The 321-nt window shown below is 67.6% G+C and carries 1 protein-coding gene; it reads right to left on the reverse strand.

Going from position 1 to position 321, the window contains the following annotated elements:
• Positions 1–321, reverse strand: a 321-nt coding sequence (locus EN852_RS37910; protein WP_189546557.1) for a cation:proton antiporter, incomplete at both ends; no start/stop codon positions are given.

Here is a 321-nt window from a genome sequence, read left to right on the forward strand (position 1 = left end):
AAGAACACCGCCGCCGCGTCGGTCGAGGCGACGGCGGCACCGAGCAGGAAGGATTCCAGCCAGCTGAGATCGAGCAGATAGTTGGCGGCGGCGCCGAACAGGCCGGTGGTGAGTAGCACGCCGAAGGTCGCCAGCGACAGGGCCGGTCCTGCCGCCTGCCGCAAGGCGTTGAGCGGCGTGCCGAAACCGGAATCGAACAGAATGACGGCGAGCGCCAGTGAGCCGGCAAAATAGGCGATACGGGCGTTGTCGAACTGGATGCCGAGGCCGTCGGCTCCGGTGGCGAGCCCGATGCACAGAAACAGGAGCAGGAGCGGGGCG

Source organism: Mesorhizobium sp. M2E.F.Ca.ET.209.01.1.1, from assembly GCF_004010375.2.
Taxonomy (GTDB): Bacteria; Pseudomonadota; Alphaproteobacteria; order Rhizobiales; family Rhizobiaceae; genus Mesorhizobium.